Source organism: Mycolicibacter terrae (assembly GCF_010727125.1).
In the GTDB taxonomy this organism is placed as follows: Bacteria; Actinomycetota; Actinomycetes; order Mycobacteriales; family Mycobacteriaceae; genus Mycobacterium; species Mycobacterium terrae.
The window spans coordinates 1,521,488-1,541,214 of record NZ_AP022564.1; the positions used below are offsets into that span (position 1 = coordinate 1,521,488).

At 69.3% G+C, this 19,727-nt stretch carries 22 protein-coding genes; 10 read left to right on the forward strand and 12 right to left on the reverse strand.

Features of this window, described 5'->3' with window-relative positions:
* The first annotated feature begins 4 nt into the window (after positions 1-4).
* Together tsf and G6N23_RS07400 are read left to right on the forward strand one after the other, a co-directional pair.
* Positions 5-820: a translation elongation factor Ts gene (tsf, locus tag G6N23_RS07395; RefSeq protein WP_085262211.1), complete on the forward strand. Its 816-nt coding sequence runs from the start codon at positions 5-7 to the stop codon at positions 818-820.
* 51 nt (positions 821-871) lie between these two features.
* Positions 872-2,287, forward strand: coding sequence for an amidase (locus G6N23_RS07400; RefSeq protein ID WP_085262212.1), 1,416 nt, complete (start codon positions 872-874; stop codon positions 2,285-2,287).
* A gap of 57 nt (positions 2,288-2,344) precedes the next feature.
* Here the strand turns inward: G6N23_RS07400 and G6N23_RS07405 are convergent, their stop codons facing one another.
* From G6N23_RS07405 to G6N23_RS07440, 8 genes are read right to left on the reverse strand one after another with little or no spacing between them, the layout of a single operon-like run.
* Positions 2,345-2,764 (reverse strand): MarR family winged helix-turn-helix transcriptional regulator, encoded by a 420-nt coding sequence (locus G6N23_RS07405; protein WP_085262213.1) that lies wholly within the window; start codon positions 2,762-2,764, stop codon positions 2,345-2,347.
* Positions 2,765-2,803: 39 nt separating this feature from the next.
* Complete coding sequence (locus tag G6N23_RS07410) at positions 2,804-4,267, reverse strand: hydrogenase large subunit (protein WP_372509071.1); 1,464 nt, start codon at positions 4,265-4,267, stop codon at positions 2,804-2,806.
* A gap of 8 nt (positions 4,268-4,275) precedes the next feature.
* Positions 4,276-5,742 (reverse strand): proton-conducting transporter transmembrane domain-containing protein, encoded by a 1,467-nt coding sequence (locus G6N23_RS07415; protein WP_085262215.1) that lies wholly within the window; start codon positions 5,740-5,742, stop codon positions 4,276-4,278.
* Positions 5,742-6,398, reverse strand: a complete 657-nt coding sequence (locus G6N23_RS07420) for a hypothetical protein (RefSeq protein WP_085262216.1) — start codon at positions 6,396-6,398, stop codon at positions 5,742-5,744. The genes G6N23_RS07415 and G6N23_RS07420 overlap by 1 nt, the downstream gene beginning before the upstream one ends.
* A complete protein-coding gene (locus G6N23_RS07425; protein WP_095174212.1) occupies positions 6,395-7,348 on the reverse strand; it encodes a respiratory chain complex I subunit 1 family protein in 954 nt (317 codons plus the stop codon). The genes G6N23_RS07420 and G6N23_RS07425 overlap by 4 nt, the downstream gene beginning before the upstream one ends.
* 5 nt (positions 7,349-7,353) lie before the next feature.
* Positions 7,354-9,276 (reverse strand): proton-conducting transporter transmembrane domain-containing protein, encoded by a 1,923-nt coding sequence (locus G6N23_RS07430; RefSeq protein ID WP_085262218.1) that lies wholly within the window; start codon positions 9,274-9,276, stop codon positions 7,354-7,356.
* 17 nt (positions 9,277-9,293) lie between these two features.
* Complete coding sequence (locus G6N23_RS07435; RefSeq protein ID WP_085262219.1) at positions 9,294-9,773, reverse strand: NADH-quinone oxidoreductase subunit B family protein; 480 nt, start codon at positions 9,771-9,773, stop codon at positions 9,294-9,296.
* Positions 9,770-10,099: an ArsR/SmtB family transcription factor gene (locus G6N23_RS07440; protein WP_095174210.1), complete on the reverse strand. Its 330-nt coding sequence runs from the start codon at positions 10,097-10,099 to the stop codon at positions 9,770-9,772. The genes G6N23_RS07435 and G6N23_RS07440 overlap by 4 nt, the downstream gene beginning before the upstream one ends.
* Positions 10,100-10,252: 153 nt before the next feature.
* Here G6N23_RS07440 and pyrH point away from each other — a divergent pair, with 153 nt between their 5' ends.
* The 4 genes from pyrH to rlmN are packed head-to-tail and all read left to right on the forward strand — an operon-like array spanning position 10,253 to position 13,654.
* Entirely contained in the window at positions 10,253-11,026 is a 774-nt protein-coding gene (gene pyrH / locus G6N23_RS07445) for a UMP kinase (RefSeq protein WP_372509069.1), read from the forward strand.
* A gap of 47 nt (positions 11,027-11,073) precedes the next feature.
* A complete protein-coding gene (gene frr, locus G6N23_RS07450) occupies positions 11,074-11,631 on the forward strand; it encodes a ribosome recycling factor (protein ID WP_085262222.1) in 558 nt (185 codons plus the stop codon).
* Positions 11,632-11,653: 22 nt separating this feature from the next.
* The gene (locus G6N23_RS07455; RefSeq protein ID WP_085262223.1) at positions 11,654-12,520 is read left to right on the forward strand and encodes a phosphatidate cytidylyltransferase; all 867 of its coding nucleotides are present in this window, start codon (positions 11,654-11,656) and stop codon (positions 12,518-12,520) included.
* Positions 12,521-12,544: 24 nt separating this feature from the next.
* On the forward strand, positions 12,545-13,654 hold the full coding sequence (gene rlmN, locus G6N23_RS07460) for a dual-specificity RNA methyltransferase RlmN (protein ID WP_085262224.1): 1,110 nt from the start codon (positions 12,545-12,547) through the stop codon (positions 13,652-13,654).
* A 53-nt stretch (positions 13,655-13,707) separates the two neighbouring features.
* Here the strand turns inward: rlmN and G6N23_RS07465 are convergent, their stop codons facing one another.
* The 4 genes from G6N23_RS07465 to G6N23_RS07480 form a co-directional block, all read right to left on the reverse strand.
* Positions 13,708-13,959, reverse strand: a complete 252-nt coding sequence (locus G6N23_RS07465) for a DUF2631 domain-containing protein (RefSeq protein WP_085262225.1) — start codon at positions 13,957-13,959, stop codon at positions 13,708-13,710.
* Between the two features lie 75 nt (positions 13,960-14,034).
* Entirely contained in the window at positions 14,035-14,652 is a 618-nt protein-coding gene (locus tag G6N23_RS07470; RefSeq protein WP_165758722.1) for a TetR/AcrR family transcriptional regulator, read from the reverse strand.
* A gap of 4 nt (positions 14,653-14,656) precedes the next feature.
* Positions 14,657-14,893 (reverse strand): hypothetical protein, encoded by a 237-nt coding sequence (locus G6N23_RS07475; RefSeq protein WP_234808693.1) that lies wholly within the window; start codon positions 14,891-14,893, stop codon positions 14,657-14,659.
* Entirely contained in the window at positions 14,890-15,966 is a 1,077-nt protein-coding gene (locus G6N23_RS07480; protein ID WP_085262227.1) for an oxygenase MpaB family protein, read from the reverse strand. The genes G6N23_RS07475 and G6N23_RS07480 overlap by 4 nt, the downstream gene beginning before the upstream one ends.
* A 175-nt stretch (positions 15,967-16,141) precedes the next feature.
* Between G6N23_RS07480 and G6N23_RS07485 the strand changes: the two genes are divergently transcribed.
* From G6N23_RS07485 to G6N23_RS07500, 4 genes are read left to right on the forward strand one after another with little or no spacing between them, the layout of a single operon-like run.
* Positions 16,142-16,981, forward strand: a complete 840-nt coding sequence (locus G6N23_RS07485; protein WP_085262282.1) for a helix-turn-helix domain-containing protein — start codon at positions 16,142-16,144, stop codon at positions 16,979-16,981.
* Positions 16,935-17,330 (forward strand): VOC family protein, encoded by a 396-nt coding sequence (locus G6N23_RS07490; RefSeq protein WP_085262228.1) that lies wholly within the window; start codon positions 16,935-16,937, stop codon positions 17,328-17,330. The genes G6N23_RS07485 and G6N23_RS07490 overlap by 47 nt, the downstream gene beginning before the upstream one ends.
* A 4-nt stretch (positions 17,331-17,334) precedes the next feature.
* Positions 17,335-18,507: a 1-deoxy-D-xylulose-5-phosphate reductoisomerase gene (gene dxr / locus G6N23_RS07495; RefSeq protein WP_085262229.1), complete on the forward strand. Its 1,173-nt coding sequence runs from the start codon at positions 17,335-17,337 to the stop codon at positions 18,505-18,507.
* The gene (locus G6N23_RS07500; protein WP_085262230.1) at positions 18,504-19,721 is read left to right on the forward strand and encodes a M50 family metallopeptidase; all 1,218 of its coding nucleotides are present in this window, start codon (positions 18,504-18,506) and stop codon (positions 19,719-19,721) included. The genes dxr and G6N23_RS07500 overlap by 4 nt, the downstream gene beginning before the upstream one ends.
* Positions 19,722-19,727: the final 6 nt, after the last annotated feature.

Here is a 19,727-nt window from a genome sequence, read left to right on the forward strand (position 1 = left end):
AACAGTGGCGAACTACACCGCTGCCGACGTCAAGCGGCTTCGGGAGCTCACCGGCGCAGGCATGATGGACTGCAAGAACGCGCTGGCCGACAGTGACGGCGATTTCGACAAGTCCGTCGAATTGCTGCGAATCAAGGGCGCCAAGGACGTCGGCAAGCGCGCCGAGCGCGCCACCGCCGAAGGCCTGGTTGCCGCCAAGGACGGCGCACTGATCGAGCTGAACTCCGAGACGGACTTCGTCGCCAAGAACGCCGAGTTCCAGGCGCTCGCCGAGGAGGTGGTCACCGCCGCCGCGGCCGCCAAGACCGACGATGTCGAGACGCTCAAAGCCGCCCAGGCGGGGGACCGGACGGTCGCCGAGGCCATCGAGGCCCTGTCGGCCAAGATCGGCGAGAAGCTCGAGTTGCGCCGTGTCGCCTACTTCGGCGGCACCGTGGAGACCTACCTGCACAAGCGGGCATCGGACCTCCCGCCGGCGGTCGGTGTGCTGGTCGAGTACTCCGGCGACAGCACCGAGGCCGCCCACGCGGTCGCGCTGCAGATCGCCGCGCTCAAGGCCCGCTACCTGACCCGGGACGACGTCCCCGCCGACGTGGTGGCCAACGAGCGCCGCATCGCCGAGGAGACGGCCAAGGAGGAGGGCAAGCCCGAGGCTGCCCTGCCCAAGATCGTCGAGGGCCGCGTCAACGGTTTCTTCAAGGACACCGTGCTGCTGGACCAGGCGGCGGTGTCGGACTCGAAGAAGACGGTGAAGGCGCTGCTCGACGAAGCGGGCGTGACCGTGACCCGCTTCGCGCGGTTCGAGGTCGGCCAGGCCTAGGCGCCTACGCCGGTGGGGTCGGCCCGCCGGCGCCCTTGCTAGCGTCAGGACATGCAACATGTCCACGCCTTCGGCGACGACGCGCTCGGCGACTCCGACGCGGTCGGCCTGGTTGAACGACTCCGATCAGGCGACGTGTCGCCCGCCGAGCTCGTCGAAGCCGCGATTGCACGCACCGAAGCGGTCAACCCGCAGCTGAACGGACTGGCCTACCAGGCGTTCGACCGCGCCCGCCGAACGGCGTCGGCGCAGCGCGGTACCAGGGGCTACTTCGCGGGCGTCCCGACGTATGTCAAGGACAACGTCGATGTCGCCGGGATGCCGACCATGCAGGGCACCGACGCGTGGCAACCGCACGACGCAGCCGCCGACGGCGATTTCGCCCGGTTGTACCTGGGCACCGGCCTGATCACGCTGGGCAAGACCCAGCTCAGCGAGTTCGGGTTCAGCGCGGCTGCCGAGCACCCGCGACTGGGCGCCGTGCGCAACCCGTGGAACACCGACTACACCGCGGCGGCGTCGTCATCGGGGTCGGCGGCGTTCGTCGCGGCCGGGGTGGTGCCGATCGCGCACGCGAACGACGGCGGCGGCTCGATCCGTATCCCGGCGGCCTGCAACGGTCTGGTCGGCCTCAAACCGTCGCGGGGCCGGCTGCCGCTGGACTCCGACATGCGCGCCATGCCGGTGCGCATCGTCTACAACGGGGTGGTCACCCGCTCGGTGCGTGACACCGCCGCCTTCTACGCCGAAGCGGAGCGGATCCGGCGCAACCCCAAGCTGCCCCCGATCGGTGACGTCCGGGCACCGGGCAGTCAGCGGTTGCGGATCGCGGTGATCACCCAATCGATCCAGCGCGAGCCGTCTGCGGAGATGCGCGAGCTGACCCTGAAGACCGCCGCGCTGCTCGAGGAACTCGGCCATCACGTCGACTACATCGACCGCCCGCCCGTGCCGGAGCACTTCGCCGACGACTTCCTGCTCTACTGGGCGTTTTTGGCGACCGTGCTGGTACGGGGCGGGCGGCGGATGTTCGGGCCCAGCTTCGACCGCAGCCGGCTGGACAACCTGACGCTGGGGCTGGATCGCCATGCCACCCGGCACCTGTACCGGCTCCCGCTCGCGATCACCCGGTTGGCGACCGTGCGCCGGCACACCGCGCGGATGTTCCGCAACTACGACATAGCGCTCACCCCGACGCTGGCCCACGAGACGCCGAAGGTCGGCCACCTGGACCCCACCGCCGACTACCAGCAGATCATCGACCGGTTGATGGACTGGGTGGCCTACACCCCGCTGCAGAACGCCACCGGGGACCCGGCGATCTCGCTGCCGCTGGCCGAATCGGCGGCCGGGCTGCCGGTGGGAATGATGTTCAGCGCGCACCTGGGCCAGGAGGCCCGGCTGCTGGAGTTGGCTTACGAACTCGAGGCCGCGAAGCCCTGGCCCAGGATCACCGGCCGCGGCTAGCGGCGATCGCGAGCGCGGCGAAGCCGGGCGAAGCGGGTCGCCGCCATCAACCTAGCCTCACTCGGCGCCGATCCGCTCCAGCATCTGTCTGAACTGGTGCTGCTCGGCCGGGCTCAGGGCCGCCAGAACCCGGGCGTCGGCGACCCGCACCGCGTCCTCCGCCTCTTTCAACAGGTCGCGGCCGGCGTCGGTCAACGTCGCCGGCAGGGCCCGCCCGGACGGCACCGATTGCGGCCGGCTCACCGCGCCCCGGTTCTGCAGCCGGTGCAGCACGGTGTTCATCGCCTGCGGCGTGACGCTGGTGTGGCGGGCCAGTTCGGCGCTGGACATCCCCGGACGAAGCGAAATCACCCGCATGCAGACGAATTCGGGAAGGGTCAGCCCCAACGGTCCGAGCACCGCCGACACCTGCGGGCGTAACGCCGAGCTCACCCGGTAGAGCAGATAGCCCAGCGGAGCACTGTCCACGTCGTCCATATCAAACATGTTGACATACGGTGCACCCGTTGCGGGCCTTTATAAATCGTTTCCCGCGTAGGACAGGTTGAAGCTCTTATTGGTCAACGGGAAGTCCGGGACGATGGTGTCGGTCATCGAAACCGGCAGGGCGGGCCAGTTGAACCAGGACGGGTCGACGATCTTGGCGCGGGTGATGGCTCCGTCGGCGCCGACTTCCACACGGTGCACAATGGTGCCGCGCCAGCCTTCGACGATGCCGACCCCCGACCCGGCCGCCTCGGGAATCTTCGCCCGGATATCGAGCGGTCCGCGGTGGCCGTCGATCAGGTTGCGGCACAGTGCTACCGAGGCGGCGAATTCATCGCGGCGGACGGTGTAGCGGGCGAGCACGTCGCCGGTTGTCGCCGTCACCTCGGTCACCGGCAGGTCGGTGGTCGGATGGTCGAGGCGGGCATCGGTGACGAGCCCGCTGGCCCGGGCCACATAGCCCAGCGTCCCAAGCGCCTCCGCGTCGTGTCGGTGTAACACCGAGGTGCCGGCGAATCGGTCGTAGATCACCGAGTTGCCCAGCGTCAGCTCGGCGATCTCAGCGACGTCGTCGGCCAGCGCCTGCAGCCGGTCGGGATCGGGGAGTTCCTGCAGCACCACCCCTCCTGGCCGGATCGCCTTGCGCAGCAGCCGATCCCCGGTTACTTCCGCATTGATCCGCAGCAGTTGCTCGCGTGCCCGTTGGGCGTGTGCGTTGGCCAGGCCGAAGCTGACGTCGTTGGCCAATGCGCCCAGGTCGGCCACGTGGTTGTAGAGCCGCTCGAGTTCTACGAGCAGGGCGCGCAATCGGTGCGCCGCATCGGGCAGTTGGACACCGAGGGCGTCTTCGACGGCCAGACTGTGTGCCAGCGCGTGTCCGGCGGACGTGTCACCGCTGATTCGCTCGGCGAGCTCGACGGCGTCGCCGGCGGCCCGGCCGGCGAACAGCCGCTCGATTCCGCGGTGCACAAACCACAACCTGGCCTTGAGTCGCAGCACCGATTCGCCGACCACCGAGAAGCGGAAGTGGCCCGGCTCGATCAGGCCGGCATGCACCGGGCCGACCGGGATCTCATAGACACCGGCCCCCTCCACGTTGAGGAACGGAAAGCCGCCCGCCGCAACGAAGTCCGGCGGCGGCCCGGCGTCGTTGCGCATCGGGTGCCAATCCTCCGGCCAGTGCGCGTGCCGCACCAGGCGGCGTGGCTGCGGATGGCCGACCGGGGTGATCCCGTAGAGATCCAGCATCTCCCGCTCGAAGCGGCCGGCCTGAAACGACATCTGGGCCAGCGAGGGTACCGATGGCTGCTGCGCCGGAACGGTCAGGGTCAGCTCGGTGCGACGGTCCGGGCGTCCCGCGAGGAACAGATACACCACCCGCAAGTCCTCGCCGTCATCGTGGGCGGCCACCAGGGCGAGCCGGAAGCCGTCGGCCAGCAACCCCGCGGCCGCGTCGGCCAGCTCGGTGTCGGTGACCCGATGAGCGCCTGAGATCGGAGCCGTCACAGCGCCCCCAATTGGGTTGCGGCGGTGGCGAACAGGCCTGTCAGCGGACCAGCGGTGACTCCCAGGGCGACGGAGATCAGGACCCCTGCCACCAGCGCGGCCGCGACCGTTCCCGGCGCCCGGATCTTCGGGCCGTCGGCGCTCGCCACGCCCAGCAGCATGCGGCCGGAGTTCGCCATCAGCGCGGCGAACGCCACCATCAGCGCCACCAGCGCCAGCCCCAGGGCCCACGCCAGCCGCGCGTCGGCCAGCGACATCGCAATCGCCAGCTCACTGGCGAACATCGCGAACGGGGGCAAACCGAGCAGCACCAACATCCCTACCGCGAACGCCCCACCGACCAGCCGCGACCTGCCGAACACCGCGGTGATCTCGCTGATCGTCGTGGTGCCATGGGCGGCCTGCAACTCACCGCCGGCCAAAAACAGCACGGTCTTGCCGACCCCGTGCGCCAGCACATGCAGCAGCAGCGCAGCGATCGCCGGCGCGGTGCCGGCTGCTGCGGCGACCGCGATCAGCCCCATCGTCTCCATCGACGAATAGGCCAGCATCCGTTTGAGATCGGCGGTTACGGTCAGCTGCAGCGCGGCGATGAGCAACGTCGCCAGCCCGGTGACCAGCAGCGCGGCCCGCAGGAAACCGGGGCCCACCGCGGTGTCGATGATCGGCTTGAGCCGGATCAGCACCGAGAAGGCGACCGACAGCAACACGCCGCTCATCAGCGCCGAAACGGGAGCGGGTGCCTGACTGTGCGCATCGGCCAGCCAGGTGTGAAACGGTGCCAGCCCCATCTTCGCGCCGTAACCGATCAGCAACAGCGCACCGGCCAACCGGGTGACCGCCGGGTCGAGTCCGGCGGCATGGGCTGCCAGGACGTCGAGGTGCAGCGCGTCCTCGCTGCCGGCTCCGGCGTGGCGAGCGGCGAAGTGCAGCAGGACGGTGCCCAAAAAGGCGATGGTGATGCCCACCGAACAGACCATGACGTACTTCCAGGTGGCCTCCAGCGCGGCACGGCTGCGGTGGTGCCCGACCAGAAATGCGGTGACCACCGTGGTGGCCTCGACGGCGACCCACACCACGCCGATGTTGTTGGCCGACACCGCAAGAGCCATCGCCGCGAGAAACGCGGGAGTGAGAATGCCATAAAGCCGGGCACCCCGCCGATCGGTCACCCCGCGGGCCAACTCGGCGTCGACGTAGCCGATGCTCGCCCAGGTGGCCAGGCTGCCGACCACACCGATCACGATCAGCATGGTCACCGACAGCGCGTCGGCACGCAGCAGGCCGTTCAGTGCCAGATGTGCCCGGTCGCCGACCTGGAACCCCAGGGCGACACCGCACCCGAGGATGGTCAGCGCCGAGACCAGCGTCACCACAGCGCTGAGCCGGCGCCAGCCGGCCAGGACGGTGAACACTGACGCCACAACGGGTGCCAGTAGGGGAAGCAGCATCAGCGGTGTCATCAGTCGCGCAGCTCCCGCAACAGGTCCAGATCCACTCCGCCGAAGGCCTTGCGCAGTTGCCCGGTCAGCACGCCGAGCACGATCAACACGAACAGCACATCCAGCGACGCCCCGAGTTCGACGATCAGCGGGACACCGGCGGTCAGCAGGAAGGCGGTGGCGGCGATCCCGTTGTCGAGCATCAGCAGTCCGACCGCCTGCGAGATGGCGTGGCGGCGGGTCGCCATCATGAACAGGGCGATCAGCACGGTGGCGATGGCGGCCGGGGCGGCGTTGGTCGCGGTGCTGCGCTGCAGGTCGACCACGGGCTGGGCGATCGTGAACGACACGACCACCAGGGCGGTCACCACCAGCAGTGATGCCGCGGTGCTGACCAGGGGAGTGGCCTCGCGGCGTTCCTGCCGTTCGGCGCCGAGCGCGCGGGCCAACAGCCAGGGCAGCGCGATCGCGCGGACGGCCAACACGCCGATCCCCACCGCGATCAGGGCCCGGTCATGGTCGTGCACACCGCGAATCACCGGGATGGCGGCCAGCGCGGCGCCCTGGACGACGAGCGGCCCCCGCACGATCGCGGACAGGTCGCGCCGCCAGACGGCCAGCACCGCGGCCAGCAGCACCCCGCCGGCTGCCAGGTCCATCATGTTGTCGTAGTTCATCCGCCCGTCCCGCTCAAGAAGTTCGCCGCCGTTACCGCCAGCAGCGCCAACAAGAAGGACCCGGCCAGCAATTCGGGCACCCGGAACAGTCGCAGTTTGGCGATGAACACCTCGATGCAGGCCAGCGCCGTCGCCAGCAGGGCCACCTTGATCGCGATCGCACCGGCGCCCACCGCCACCGCGGTCAGGCTCGGATCGGCCCCGGCGATGCCCCACGGAAAGAACAGGTTCGCCAGCAGCGCCAGCAGCACCGTCAGCCGCATACCACCGGCCCATTCGACCAGGGCCAGCTTGGGACCGGCGTATTCGAGCACCATCGCCTCGTGCACCATCGTCAGCTCCAGATGGGTCGAGGGGTTGTCCACCGGCAGCCGGCCGGTCTCGGCGACGATGACGATGACCAGCGCGACGAACGCCAGCGCGCTGGCCAACGAGACCACCTGGCCGGGGTGCTCGATGGTGTTGCCGACGATGGCGCCAAGATTGGCCGACCCCGCCGGGATCGACAACGCGTACACCGCCAGCAGGATGGTCGGTTCCACCAGAGCCGCGATGGTCATCTCCCGGCTGGCGCCCATCCCACCGAACGCCGTCGCGGTGTCGATCCCGGCCAGCGTGAGCGCCACGGTGCCCAGAAACAGCAGCCCCACCACGGTGATCAGGTCGGCGACCGGGTCCAGCGGTGAGCCCGTCGCCACCAGCGGTGCGGTAGCGACGATGACCAGCGTGGTGGCGGCCAGTGCGACCGGCGCCGCAGCGAACACCCAGGTGGTGCCGCGCGGATTGAGCACCTGCTTGCCGAGCAGCTTGCGCACGTCGCGCCACGGCTGCCAGATGCCGGCGCCGACGCGGCCCTCGGCCCGCGCCCGGACCTGGCGCATCAGGCCGACGACCAGTGGGGCGCCGGCGACAACACCGGTGACCTGGATGAAACCCGCCAGGTAAGCCATCGCGTTCATCGCGCCACCAGCAAGGCGATCAGCACGCCGATTGCGCCATAGGCCAGGTACAGGTGCACGCTGCCGGTGTGGGCGCGCCGGACCAGCCGCGCGGCTGCGGCGACGGCCTGCAGTACCGGGGCATACCAGCGGTCCTCGATGACGTCGGCGACCCGTGCCCGGTAGGCGATCCGGTCGACCAGATAGGTGGACGGTGCCTGGCCGCTCACCTCGACGTCGGTGTCGAAGCGCAGCACGTCGTCGAAGACCTGCTGCAGTGGTTGGGCGAACGACGTCGCGGTGTACTGCATGCGCGGGGTCAGATCCTCGGCGCCGCAGGCCCACAGCGGCACGGTGGCCGGGCTGGGACGCAACCGCGAGCGCCACCGGGAGCCGATCAGCACCAGCAGCACGGCGGCGGCCAACACGGCGGCCAGCAGACCCGGGGCCATCGAACCGTGCAGGCCCGGCATGCGCAGGAACACCCCGAGCGCCGGGGCGTCGTCGACCATCAGGGTGTCGAGCACCCGGTTCAGCATCGGGCCCACCGCGCCGGGGGCGACGGCCAGCACCACGCAGGCGGCCGCGGGCAGCGCCATCGCGGCGATCATCGTGTCGGGGGATTCCCGCGCCGCGGCCGCGGCATCGGTGCGCGGGCGGGCCAGGAAACCGATCCCGAACGCCTTGACCATGGCGGCCACCCCCAACCCGGCGGTCAGCGCCACCGCCGCCACCGCCAGCGGTGCCACCAGCGCGAGGGTGACGTCGTCGCCGGACCGGGCGTGCATCAGGGACTGGATCAACAGCCACTCGCTGGCGAAAGCCGCCCCCAACGGCAACCCGGCGGCGCCCAGCGCGGCCACCCCGAACAGCGCCGTGGTGACCGGCATCCGGCGGGCCAGGCCGCCGAGCCGATCCAGGTCACGCAGACCGGTCGCGGCGAGCACCGATCCGGCGGCGAAGAACCCGAGGCTCTTGAACGCGCTGTGGGCGATCAGGTGCAACAGCGCGGCGGTGAGCGCCACCGCCGCTGCCGAGTGCGATCCGGCGCCGGCCAACAAGGTCGCGGCGCCCAGCGCGAGGGTTATCAGACCGATATTCTCGGTTGTCGAATACGCAAGCAGCCGTTTGAGATCGGTGGCCACCGACGCCTGCAACACCCCGTAGATCGCCGATGCGCCGCCGGTGATCAGCAGCGCCAAGGCCCACCAGCGCGGACCGGGCCCCAACAGCTGCAGGTCGATGCGGATGATGCCGTAGACGCCGAGATTGACCATGGCGGCACTGAGCAGCGCCGAGACCGGGCTCGGCGCCTCGGGATGTGCCCGCGGCAGCCAGGCGTGCAACGGCAGCAGACCGGCCTTGGAGCCGAAACCGATCAGCGTCAACACGAAGACCGTGTTGCGCACCCCGTCGGGCACCGCGCCGATCCCGGCGAAGTCGTCGCCGGCGGCCGACGCGAGCAGCACCATCCCCAGCAACAGTGACACGAAACCCAGCTGTGTCATCACCGCGTAAATCAGTGCGGCCGAGCGCACTTCGTCGCGCTGCTGGTCGGTGAGCACCAACACCAGTGACGTCAGCGCCATCAGTTCCCAGGCGAACAGGAAGGTGGTCACCGACCCCGCTGCCGGGACGGCCAGCAGCGTGACGACGAACACCGGCAGTGCCGTCAGCGGGACGGCGCCGAATCCCTCGTGGCGGGCGTAGCCGATCCAGTACAGGCCGGCGGCCACCGCCACCGAGCCGGTCAGCACCATGAAGAAGCCGCCGATCGGTTCCACCCGCAGCTGCACGCCCAACAGCGGAAGCAGCCAGCCGATCCGGATCGCGGGAAGGGCGCCGAACACGCCGGTCACTCCGACACCGACTCCGGCGACGCCGATTCCGACGGTCGCCGCACCGCTGAGCAACGGCCCGAAGGCGTTGCGGCGCAACATTTGCGGCTGAGAGTCGATCACCTGCCGGTCACCGACCGTAGCGCAGCGACGATCTGGTCGGGAGTGGGCGGGCAGCCGGGGATCTCGACGTCCACCGGCACGACCTCGCCGACGGCGCCCACCGTTCCGTACGCCTGCGCGAACACTCCCCGGTTCAGCGCACAGTCACCGCAGGCGATGACCCGCCGCGGCCGGGGCGTGGCCTCGACGGTGTTGCGCAGCGGTTCGGCCATGTTGCGGGTGACCACACCGGTGACCAGCAGTGCATCGGCGTGCCGGGGGGACGCGACGAGCCGGGCGCCGAATCGTTCGGCGTCATAGACCGGACCGAAGGCCCCGGCGATCTCGATCTCGCAGCCGTTGCACGATCCCGCGTCGACATGGCGGACCTGTACCGAGCCGGCCAGTCCGCTGGGCGGGTCGGCGGCCTCCGGCGGGCGGGCGCCCGCCGGCTCGGTGATGCGGCCGAGCGCGAGGATCCTGGTGAGCCAACTCATTGGCCGGCTCGCAGATCGTCGAGGATCGCGACCTGATCGCTGAGCAGTCCGGTCAGCGCCTTGCGCGACACCGCGAGCAGTTCGCCGATGAACGGTGAGGCGATCGAGTACACCACCGTGTTGCCCTCCTTGGTCGCCATCACGACTCCCGCTCGCCGAAGCACGCCGAGCTGCTGGGACAGGTTGGATGCCTCCAACCCGATCTCGGGCAGCAACTCCCCGACGGTGCGATCTCCCTCGGCGAGCAACTCCAGTACTCGGATCCGGGCGGGGTGCCCCAGCGTCTTGAAGAATTCGGCCTTCACCTGGTGTAGCGAGTTCGGCACGGTCCCGACCATAGCAGCAAAGTGATCAATTGAAAATATCTTCATCTATTGCGTTGTTCCGCGGTCCGCGTCGCCACCCCGGGCACTGTTTGACCGGTCCGGTAGGGCAGGATGACAGGTGCCGTCGCGAACGATTTCCGCGATGGCGCTGTCATGCGCGCAGCCCCGAGGAGCCTGATGACGGAGCCGACGAGTACCGACCGCGTCTCACCGACCGGCCGCCCCCACTACTCCCGGGTGCTGCTCAAACTCGGTGGAGAGATGTTCGGCGGCGGACAGGTCGGGCTCGACCCCGACGTCGTCGCCCAGGTTGCCCGCCAGATCGCCGAAGTGGTCCGCGACGGCGTGCAGGTCGCGGTCGTCATCGGCGGCGGCAACTTCTTCCGCGGCGCGCAGCTGCAGCAGCGCGGCATGGAGCGGATGCGCTCGGACTACATGGGCATGCTCGGCACCGTGATGAACAGCCTGGCACTGCAGGACTTTCTGGAAAAAGAAGGCATCGACACCCGGGTCCAGACCGCGATCACCATGGGCCAGGTCGCCGAACCCTACATTCCGCTGCGCGCCCAGCGGCATCTGGAGAAGGGCCGGGTGGTCATCTTCGGCGCCGGTATGGGTTTGCCGTACTTCTCCACCGACACCACCGCCGCCCAGCGAGCGCTGGAGATCGGCGCCGAGGTGGTGCTGATGGCCAAGGCCGTCGACGGGGTGTTCACCGAGGATCCGCGGGTGAACCCTGATGCCGAACTGCTGACCGCGATCACTCACCGCGAAGTCATCGACCGCGGACTGCGGGTGGCCGACGCCACCGCGTTCAGCCTCTGCATGGACAATGGCATGCCGATCCTGGTGTTCAACCTGCTGACTGATGGAAATATCGCGCGGGCGGTCGCGGGTGAGAAGATCGGAACGCTGGTCACCACCTGAGAGTTCGGTGGGGTACCACCCGCTTGCGGGGGAGAGGAACGGCACAGATGATTGACGAGGCTCTCTTCGATGCCGAAGAGAAAATGGAGAAGGCCGTGGCGGTGGCTCGCGACGACCTGACGACCATTCGTACCGGCCGGGCCAACCCGGGCATGTTCTCCCGAATCGTCATCGACTACTACGGGTCGCCCACCCCGATCACCCAGCTGTGCAGCATCAACGTGCCCGAGGCACGGCTGGTGGTCATCAAGCCCTACGAAGCCTCCCAGCTCGGCGCCATCGAGACCGCGATCCGTAATTCGGACCTGGGGCTGAACCCCAGCAACGACGGGTCGCTGATCCGGGTGGCGGTGCCGCAGCTCACCGAGGAGCGGCGCAAGGAACTGGTCAAGCAGGCCAAGGCCAAGGGCGAGGACGCCAAGGTCGCGGTGCGCAACATCCGGCGCAAGGCGATGGAGGAGCTGCACCGCATCCGCAAGGACGGCGACGCCGGTGAGGACGAGGTCGGCCGGGCGGAGAAGGAGCTGGACCGCTCCACCCAGCAGTACGTGAGCCAGATCGACGAACTGGTCAAGCACAAAGAAGGCGAGTTGTTGGAGGTCTAGCGGCCGCCAGCAGTCAAAACCCGTGGCAGACCAAGAGACTGGCGCCGGCATCGACGCCTCGCCGCCCAAGCGGTCACGAGCCGGGCGCAACCTGCCCGCGGCGATCATCGTCGGCGCCCTGCTGAGCGGCATGCTCGTCGGGACCCTGCTGTTCGCCCCGCGCTTCTGGGTACTGATTCTGGCGGTGGCCACCCCGCTCGCCACCCATGAGATCACCCGGCGACTGCGTGAAATCGGTTACGACGTGCCGTTCATCCCGCTCGCCCTCGGCGGCCAGGCGATGCTGTGGCTATCGCTGCCGTTCGGGGCCAGGGGAGTGCTGGGCGCGTTCGGTGCCACCGTGGTGATCGCCATGATGTGGCGGCTGGTCGACCAGGGGCTGCAGCACACCCCGGTCAACTACCTGCGCGACATGTCGGCCACGGTGTTGATCGCGGTCTGGGTGCCGCTGTGCATGAGCTTCGCGGCGCTGTTGGTCTTCCGCGACGACGGTCCGGGCCGGGTGCTGTGCCTACTGTTCCCGGTGGTCTTCTCCGACATCGGCGGGTACGGCGTCGGTGTGCTGTTCGGAAAGCACCCGATGGCGCCGGCGATCAGCCCGAAGAAGTCCTGGGAGGGTTTCGCCGGGTCAATGGTGCTCGGTGTTGCCGCGGCGGTGTTCGCTGTGACGGTGTTCCTCGGCCGGCCATGGTGGGTAGGGCTGCCGCTGGGCCTGCTGTTGGTGATCACCGGAGTCTTCGGCGACCTCATCGAATCCCAGGTCAAACGCGATCTGGGCATCAAGGACATGGGCCGACTGCTGCCCGGCCACGGTGGGATCATGGACCGGCTCGACGCGCTGCTGCCGTCGGCCGTGGTGACCTGGATCGTGCTGACCGTTCTGCCGTGAGGCGCAGGCATACTGGAACGGATCATGACGCAACAACTGGTGTTCACCGCACCGCGGCGGGCACTGCCGCCGCGGCATCTGGCCGACCTTGATTCGGCCGGCCGTACCGCCGCCGTCGCCGAACTGGGTCTGCCGGCGTTCCGTGCCAACCAGCTCGCCCACCAGTACTACGGCAGGCTGATCGCCGACCCGCAGCAGATGACCGACCTGCCGGCCGCGGTGCGCTCCACGGTGGCCGACGCGCTGTTCCCCACCCTGTTGACCGCGGTGAGCGAGATCGAATGCGACGCCGGCGAGACCCGCAAGACGCTGTGGCGGGCCGGCGATCACACCAAATTCGAGTCGGTGCTGATGCGCTACCCGCGCCGCAACACGGTGTGCATCTCCTCGCAGGCCGGCTGCGGAATGGCCTGCCCGTTCTGCGCGACCGGCCAGGCCGGGCTCACCCGCAACCTGTCCACCGCCGAGATCCTCGAGCAGGTGCGGGCCGCCGCGGTGGCGTTGCGACACCGCGGCGGCGCTCGACCCGCCGGGGACCGGCTGTCCAACATCGTGTTCATGGGTATGGGGGAGCCGCTGGCCAACTATGCCCGGGTGGTGGCCGCCGTCCGCCGGATCATCGAACCGCCCCCCAATGGGTTCGGCATCTCGGCGCGATCGGTGACGGTGTCGACGGTCGGGCTGGCCCCGGCGATCCGCAAGCTCGCCGACGAGGGGCTGGGGGTGACACTGGCGCTGTCGCTGCACACCCCCGATGACGAGCTGCGGGACACCCTGGTCCCGGTCAACAACCGCTGGAAGGTAGCCGAGGCGCTCGATGCCGCCCGCTACTACGCCGATGTGACCGGCCGGCGGGTGTCGGTGGAATACGCATTGATCCGCGACGTCAACGACCAGCCCTGGCGGGCCGAGCTGCTGGGCCGCAAGCTGCACAAGGCGCTGGGGCAATTGGTGCACGTCAACCTGATTCCGCTCAATCCGACGCCGGGCAGCGACTGGGACGCCAGCCCCAAACCGGTGGAACGGGAGTTCGTCCGGCGCGTGCGGGCCCAGGGCGTGGAGTGCACCGTGCGCGACACCCGCGGCCGCGAGATCGCGGCCGCCTGCGGTCAATTGGCGGCGGACAGCGACTGAGCGCCCCGCGAGATCGCACTCACGCCGGGACAGCGCCGGGCGTTCGGGGTCTTCTAGCGCAGCCAGCCGCGCTTGCGGCCGATGATGTCGCGCAGCACGACGAACAGCGTCAGCGCGGCGAACCCGAGCACGAAGTAGTCCTCGACGTGGCCGATGTGGTTGCCGCGCAGCATCAGCAGCAGGAATCCGACGATGCCGAGGCCGACGATGTGCCAGGTGCGGTAGTTGATCGCGCTCCAGCCCCAGGCCGCGGACGGCACGTCGGCGGTGTCAACACCATGGCGCTCCAGTTCGGTACCGGCCACTTCGACTCCTCTGTTGTTCACCTGAGCGACTGCGCAACATTCTGGCATACCGCCGCACCGTGACGGCGACCCGTGCTAGCCGATCTCGAATGTCCGGTAGGCGGCTCGGCCGACGATCTCGGCCAAGTCTTCGGGGGTCCACTGCTGTTCGGCGTCGAGCAACATGCGGGCGGCGGCTTCGCAGATGGCCAGAAACACTTCGGTGAGCGCCGCCAGCGTGCGGTCGGGCTGGGCCCGCTGCTGCAGCAGCGGGCGCATCACGGTGGCGACCCGCTCGGTGAGGCGGGCCCGGCCCGAGACGACGGCGGCGGCCAGCACCGGATCCTGGTCGGCGGTGAAGATGATCCGCCACGACGCCGGACGCTCGCGCACGGTGGACAGGAACGCGCAGAATCCCGCGACGAAGCGGTCCTCGACACTGCTGGCCTGTTGCGGCGGCAACGCGGCGAGCAGACCGGTGAGCATCAGCTCGGTCTCCCGGTCGAGCAGCGCGGCGAGCACCTCGCCCCGGCCGTCGTAACAGGCGTACACCACCGGCCGGGTGACCCCGATCCGCTCGGCGATGGCCGCCATGGTCACCCCGGCGATGCCGTGCTCGGCGGCGATCTGCAGGGCCGCGTCGAGCACCTGCGGGCGACGTCGTTCGGGACCGAGATGCTCCGCGCGGGACCGGGTGGGGGCTGGTTCCGGCACCGGATCAGCGTAGTTGGATGTCGGCGACGATCAGCACCGGCCAGGCGACGATCTCGCCGAGAACCGAGAACACCTTGTCGGCGCCGCGGACCTCGGCCAGATGGTGGTAATGACTACCGGCCCAGAACAATCCGATCACCAGGTAGGCGCCGAGCAGCACCGAACCCACGGCGGCCAGATAGAGCAGCTGGCGGATGCTCAGCCGGCGCTCCAACAGCTGCTGCAATCCGTCCAGCCTCACCGGATGCTGCCCAGGATCGGCTGGGATTCGGTGAGCGGCTCGTCGCTGGGGGCCCGGCCTTCGCCGAAGACCCGGTTCGCCTGCTTCGCCCGGAATTCGAGATGGGCCTGCGCGGGCGCGGCGTAGCCGAAGCGCTGCTGGGCCTCGCGCGGGGTCGTGGTGACCGGGTTGACCGGCGGGATCGAACGCAGCACCCGGGTGCCGATCGGCAGGGTCATCGGTGAGATCAGCCGCAGCAGCATCAACTGCACGCGCGGGCTCAGGCTCAGCAGGGTGAACGCGGCACCCAGCGGCGGCACGATCAGCGCGTCGAGCACGCGGGAGGTTCCCACACCGCCCAGCTTGCGCATCCAGCGCGGCATGGTCGCCAGGGTGCCCCGGCGCAGGAACGCCGTGACGAGAAGCGTGGCGGGCCACAGCACCCGCGGCAGCGATGGCGGCAGGATGACCTCGGCGTGCAGCAGATGGGCCATCGCACGCCGGGCGATGTCGGAGTTGACCAACTGCGGACGCATCTGCTCGAAGTACTCGCGGATGCCCTCCCGGGTGCGCGGCACGTCGGCCGGGTCGAGGGTCTGCAACTCGGCCGCCTTGGCGCAGTCGGCCCAGTAGGCCGATTCCTCGTCGGCCGACAGCCGACCGGGCCCGTACTTCTCGTAGGCGTAGAGGATCGAGTGCCAGGCCGTGAGGTGGATCCACATCTGGGCGGCGGGGTCGTTGGCGTCGTAGTTCGCACCGGTGACCGGGTCGACGCCGATGGCCTTGGAGTGGATCCGCACCAACATGTCGGCGGCCTCGGCGGTGGTGCGGCTTTCCCCGAACGCCACCATCGCGAAGTAGCGCAGGGTGCGGTCGTAACGGGTCCGCGGCCGGTCGTAGATCGCCTGGGTGGCATCGACGGAGGCGACCAGCCCGGGGTCGAGTTCCTCGATGACCACCGCGCGCTGGAAGCCGATCGACAGCGAGGTCGGGTAGCTCCACACCTTCCAGGTCACCGAGTCCGGGCCGAAGAACCCGTAGTCCTCGGCGGGCTCGGCATCGGGCAGGGACAGCAATTCGCGCAGGGTGCTCAATTCGTCCGCCTCTCAGATTTCCTACAGTGTGTAGGATTCTGCACGGGGTGCAATGGGCCGTCAAGGGCCGGGTTGCGGCACTACCGTGGGCGCCATGGCATCGGATGCCGTCGCAGCACCGCGGAGCTGGGATTTCGCCGTGGCCCCGCCGCACACAGCGCCGGGGGTGACGTCGATGGTCGGCTACCGCGCACTGGAGGTCCCCGACACCGTGCACCGGGGCCTGCCGTCGTCGACCTTGACCTTCATCGTCAGCCTCGACGAGGGCGTGGAAGCCGCCGACACCGCCGAAGCACTGCCGGCGGCCCGGCCGAATCCGGTGATCCTCGGCGGTCTGCATGTGCAGGTCAGTCACGTGCGCCAGCGTCGCGGCCAAGCCGGTGTGCAAGTGGCCCTGCATCCGCTGGCCTCGCGGGCGGTGTTGGGCGTGCCGGCCGCCGAGCTCAGCGTCACCGACTTCGACGCGGTGCCGTTGCTCGGCCGCGATTCGGCGCGGCTGCATGAGCGGGTCGCCGACACCCGGCACTGGCCGGAAGCGTTCTCCCTGATAGTCGACTATCTCGCCGCGGGCCACCGCCGGCGCCACACCGGCGTGCGACCCGAGGTGGCCTATGCCTGGCATCTTCTGGAGCGCAGCCGGGGACGCGCGCCGGTCGCCGCTGTCGCCCGGCAGGTCGGCCTGAGCCAGCGGCATCTGACCACATTGTTCCGCCGCGAGGTGGGCCGCACCCCGAAGACCGTGGCGATGCTGATGCGCTTCGAATACGCCGGCGCCCGGATGGCTGATGCAGCGCGTGGCCACCGGCGCGTCGACCTGGCCGGTATCGCCGGTGACGCCGGCTACGCCGACCAGGCACATCTGACCCGCGAGTTCGTCCGGTTCGCCGGTGTGCCGCCGGGAGTCTGGCTGGCCGAGGAGTTCCAAAACATTCAAGACGGCGGCCACCCCACGCGGTCAGAGTGGTGCCATGACACCTTCGAATCCGACCGTTTGGTTGACCCTGCAGGCGCATGACGCGTCCGCACTCATCGACTACTACGTCGACACCTTCGGCTTCGTCGTCACGGCCCGCCACGGGGTCGAGCACAGCACCGTCAAACACGCCGAACTGCGCTGGCCCCAGGGCTGTGGCGGCATCATGGTGGGCAGCTACCGGCCTGGTAACGACTGGTGCCGTGAACCGGGCACGGCCGGGGGCTATGTCGTCACGAGCGACCCCGACGGTCTCTACGAGCGGATCGTGAGCCGCAACGCCGATGTCGTGCGACCGTTGGCCGGCACCGACTACGGGGCCCGCGAGTTCGTCGTCCGCGACCCGGAGGGCAACCTGTGGAGCTTCGGCGACTACGTGGGCGCACAATAGGTGGGTGAAGACCGGCCGGATCAAAGTTCTGTTGCTGGGCTCGACCGGCTCGATCGGCACCCAGGCGCTGCAGGTCATCGCCGCCAACCCTGATCGCTTCGAGGTGGTCGGGCTGGCCGCCGGCGGCGGCAACCCGGAACTGCTGGCCGCCCAGCGCGCCGAGACCGGGGTCACCAACGTCGCCGTCGCCGACGCGCAGGTCGGCGAGGCGCTCGACGCTCCCTACCGCGGACCCGACGCCGTCACTCGGCTGGTTGACGACACCGAAGCCGACGTGGTGCTCAATGCCCTGGTCGGCGCCCTGGGACTGCGTCCCACCCTGGCCGCGCTGGCGACCGGGGCCAGGCTGGCGCTGGCCAACAAGGAATCGCTGATCGCCGGCGGGCCGCTGGTGTTGCAGGCCGCCGCACCGGGCCAGATCGTGCCGGTGGACTCCGAGCACTCCGCTCTGGCGCAGTGCCTACGAGGCGGCACGCCCGACGAGGTCGCCAAGCTGGTGTTGACCGCCTCCGGCGGGCCGTTCCGGGGCTGGTCGGCCGCCGACCTCGAGCACGTCACCCCCGAACAGGCCGGCGCGCACCCGACCTGGTCGATGGGCCCGATGAACACGCTGAACTCGGCGTCGCTGGTGAACAAGGGGCTCGAGCTCATCGAGACCCACCTGCTGTTCGGCGTGCCCTACCAACGCATCGACGTTGTTGTCCACCCGCAGTCGATCGTGCACTCGATGGTCACCTTCACCGACGGCTCGACGGTCGCCCAGGCCAGCCCGCCGGACATGCGCCTGCCGATCGCGCTGGCCCTGGGCTGGCCCGCCCGGGTGCCCGGCGCGGCCGCGGCCTGCGACTTCACCAGCCCCTCGACCTGGGAGTTCGAGCCGCTGGACAACCAGGTGTTCCCGGCGGTGGACCTGGCCCGGAGCGCCGGTGAGACCGGCGGGTGCATGACCGCGGTCTACAACGCCGCCAACGAAGAGGCCGCCGAGGCGTTCCTCAGCGGCCGGATCGGGTTTCCCGCGATCGTCGGCACCATCGCCGATGTGCTGAACGCCGCAGACCAATGGGCCGCACAACCCGCTACCGTGGACGAGGTACTCGATGCGCAGCGCTGGGCCCGGGAGCGGGCGGCCCGTGCCGTCGAGGCGGTGGCTATGAGAAAGGTCGGAAGCACCCGATGATGTTCGCGGTCGGCATCGCACTGTTTGCGCTGGCCATCCTGGTGTCCGTGGCGCTACACGAATGCGGCCACATGTGGGTGGCGCGGGCCACCGGCATGAAGGTCCGGCGTTACTTCGTCGGCTTCGGCACCACCTTGTGGTCGACCCGGCGCGGCGAGACCGAATACGGCCTCAAGGCGATCCCGGCCGGTGGCTTCTGCGACATCGCCGGCATGACCGCGGTGGAGGAGCTGGCTCCCGACGAGGTCGACCGCGCCATGTACAAGCAGAAGACCTGGAAACGGGTAGCGGTGCTATTCGCCGGGCCCGGCATGAACTTCATCATCGGTCTGGTGCTGGTCTACACCATCGCGGTGATCTGGGGCCTGCCGAACCTGAACGCGCCGACCACCGCGGTGATCGGCGAAACAGCTTGCGTGGCACCGGAAGTCGTCAAGGGTGAACTGGGCGACTGCTCTGGTCCCGGTCCGGCGGCGCTGGCGGGCATCCAGTCCGGCGACGTAGTGGTCAAAGTCGGCGATACGCCCGTGTCGACCTTCGAGGAGATGGCCACCGCCGTACGCAAGCAGCACGGCGTGACGCCGATCGTCGTCGAACGCGACGGCGCTGAGCTGACCAAGTACGTCGACGTGACCCCCACCCAGCGCTGGATCGCCGAGGATCGCGACAGCGCCTCCGTCCCCAGCACCGTCGGCGCCATCGGGGTCGGGGCCGCCCAGTTCGGGCCCACCCAGTACAACCTGGCCACGGCCGTCCCGGCCACGTTCACCTTCAGCGGTGACCTGTCGGTGCTGCTGGGCAAGTCGCTGGCCAACATCCCGTCGAAGGTCGGCGCGTTGATGCACGCCATCGGCCACCCGAACGGCCCGCGCGACCCGGAAACCCCGATCAGCGTGGTCGGAGCCTCCATCATCGGCGGTGACACCGTCGACCACGGGCTATGGGTGGCGTTCTGGTTCTTCCTGGCGCAGCTGAACTTCATCCTGGGCGTGCTCAACCTGGTGCCGCTGCTGCCGTTCGACGGTGGCCATATCGCGATCGCGGTCTATGAAAAACTCCGTAACATCATCCGGTCGGCCCGCGGCAAGGTCGCTGCCGCGCCGGTGAACTATCTCAAGCTGATGCCGGCCACCTACGTAGTCTTGGTCGTGGTGGTCGGCTACATGCTGCTCACCGTGACCGCCGACTTGGTCAATCCGATCAGGCTGTTTTGACAGGAG

What these genes read in the sequence shown, in the direction of transcription:
- G6N23_RS07425 (WP_095174212.1), bottom strand. Translation starts at nt 7,348, where the DNA reads ATGGCTTACCTGGCGGGTTTCATCCAGGTCACCGGTGTTGTCGCCGGC.
- pyrH (WP_372509069.1), top strand. Translation starts at nt 10,253, where the DNA reads ATGCGCGCAGCCCCGAGGAGCCTGATGACGGAGCCGACGAGTACCGAC.
- G6N23_RS07435 (WP_085262219.1), bottom strand. Translation starts at nt 9,773, where the DNA reads ATGAGTTGGCTCACCAGGATCCTCGCGCTCGGCCGCATCACCGAGCCG.
- G6N23_RS07405 (WP_085262213.1), bottom strand. Translation starts at nt 2,764, where the DNA reads ATGGACGACGTGGACAGTGCTCCGCTGGGCTATCTGCTCTACCGGGTG.
- G6N23_RS07420 (WP_085262216.1), bottom strand. Translation starts at nt 6,398, where the DNA reads ATGAACTACGACAACATGATGGACCTGGCAGCCGGCGGGGTGCTGCTG.
- G6N23_RS07400 (WP_085262212.1), top strand. Translation starts at nt 872, where the DNA reads ATGCAACATGTCCACGCCTTCGGCGACGACGCGCTCGGCGACTCCGAC.
- G6N23_RS07430 (WP_085262218.1), bottom strand. Translation starts at nt 9,276, where the DNA reads ATGTTGCGCCGCAACGCCTTCGGGCCGTTGCTCAGCGGTGCGGCGACC.
- frr (WP_085262222.1), top strand. Translation starts at nt 11,074, where the DNA reads ATGATTGACGAGGCTCTCTTCGATGCCGAAGAGAAAATGGAGAAGGCC.
- G6N23_RS07485 (WP_085262282.1), top strand. Translation starts at nt 16,142, where the DNA reads ATGGTCGGCTACCGCGCACTGGAGGTCCCCGACACCGTGCACCGGGGC.
- G6N23_RS07490 (WP_085262228.1), top strand. Translation starts at nt 16,935, where the DNA reads ATGACACCTTCGAATCCGACCGTTTGGTTGACCCTGCAGGCGCATGAC.
- rlmN (WP_085262224.1), top strand. Translation starts at nt 12,545, where the DNA reads ATGACGCAACAACTGGTGTTCACCGCACCGCGGCGGGCACTGCCGCCG.
- G6N23_RS07415 (WP_085262215.1), bottom strand. Translation starts at nt 5,742, where the DNA reads ATGACACCGCTGATGCTGCTTCCCCTACTGGCACCCGTTGTGGCGTCA.
- G6N23_RS07500 (WP_085262230.1), top strand. Translation starts at nt 18,504, where the DNA reads ATGATGTTCGCGGTCGGCATCGCACTGTTTGCGCTGGCCATCCTGGTG.